This window comes from Pseudomonadota bacterium, from assembly GCA_010028905.1.
GTDB lineage: Bacteria > Vulcanimicrobiota > Xenobia > RGZZ01 > RGZZ01 > RGZZ01.
In genome coordinates this window covers 1-1,039 of record RGZZ01000927.1, presented here as the reverse complement: position 1 = coordinate 1,039, position 1,039 = coordinate 1, and the positions used below count along the sequence as shown (strand labels likewise).

Sequence of the window (1,039 nt, the reverse complement as noted above, 5' to 3'; positions counted from 1 at the left end):
CGCTCGCCAAGCCGCTGCGCGGTTTCGGTGGCGCAGGCGTCCTCGAGGTCGTAGCCGCACGAGACGGCAACGCGTATCGGTCGGTCTACACCGTGAGGTTCGAGGGGGCAGTCTACGTCCTACACGTCTTCCAGAAGAAATCGACACGCGGCACATCCACCCCGAAGAACCACCTCGACCTCATCGCGGACCGCCTGAAGCGGGCACGAGAACACCATGCAACCCTCGGCAAAGGAGGCCCTCTCCATGACCAATGACCCACAGATCACGCCGTCCAGCGGGAACGTGTTCGCCGACCTGAATCTCGATGAGCCGGACGAGCTCCTCGCAAAGGCAGACCTCGCCATACGCATCTGTGAGGCCATCTCACGAAGGCGTCTGAGTCAGACGCGAGCCGCAGCGCTTCTCGGCGTCGATCAACCGAAGATCTCCGCGCTCATGCACGGCCGTCTCGAGGGCTTCTCGACCGAGAGGTTGTTCCGGTTTCTTAACGCACTCGATCTCGACGTGGAGATTGTGATCCGCCCGAAGAGGTCTCGAAGCGCCCACGGTGGCATTCACGTAGCGATGCCATCGCGGTCGACCCGTACTTCACGTCAGTCTCATCGCGGACAGAGCAAATAAGCGAAAGGGCTGGCGCAAGGCCCCCCGAGCTTCAGATGGCGTGGGTCGGGGCGCCAAGCCCCACGCGGACATACCGCTTGCCCCCCGACGTCGACTCGACCCTCACCATGAAGGGCACCTGCTTCAGCCAGACGTCGAACTGCATCGCGAAGCGTCGCGCAAGGCGCGTAGAGCCGAGGAGGTGGGTGAGCTCGGCTTCGGTGATGGCGCCGTGCGTGTGCAGGTGCGCGAACACCGCGCGGGCCTCCTTAGGCAGGCCCTGTAGCCAGCATGGGCCGTCGATGTCGACTGGGTCCGTCGGCTCGGGCAAGCTCGGGACGGGCGTCGGCGCGCTTGGGCTGGGCGGCAGCGGGCACGGGAGCGGCGTCGAATCAAGGTGGAAGCGAGCGCGTATGCGATCGGCCGGCTCGCTCTC

Annotated in this window: 3 protein-coding genes; 2 read left to right on the top strand and 1 reads right to left on the bottom strand. The window is 65.2% G+C overall.

The genetic code is table 11. The features are described from left to right. Both EB084_26445 and EB084_26440 read left to right on the top strand, forming a co-directional pair. Positions 1-257: type II toxin-antitoxin system RelE/ParE family toxin (locus EB084_26445; GenBank protein NDD31803.1), on the top strand; the 257-nt coding region annotated here is incomplete at its 5' end. After that, a complete protein-coding gene (locus tag EB084_26440) occupies positions 247-624 on the top strand; it encodes an XRE family transcriptional regulator (protein NDD31802.1) in 378 nt (125 codons plus the stop codon). The genes EB084_26445 and EB084_26440, both read left to right, overlap by 11 nt. Before the next feature lie 31 nt (positions 625-655). Here EB084_26440 and EB084_26435 read toward each other — a convergent pair whose 3' ends face one another. Beyond that, the gene (locus EB084_26435; GenBank protein ID NDD31801.1) at positions 656-859 is read right to left on the bottom strand and encodes a hypothetical protein; all 204 of its coding nucleotides are present in this window, start codon (positions 857-859) and stop codon (positions 656-658) included. Positions 860-1,039 lie beyond the last annotated feature (180 nt).

Coding starts and splice junctions, on each gene's coding strand:
- EB084_26440 (NDD31802.1), top strand. CDS start 247: ATGACCAATGACCCACAGATCACGCCGTCCAGCGGGAACGTGTTCGCC.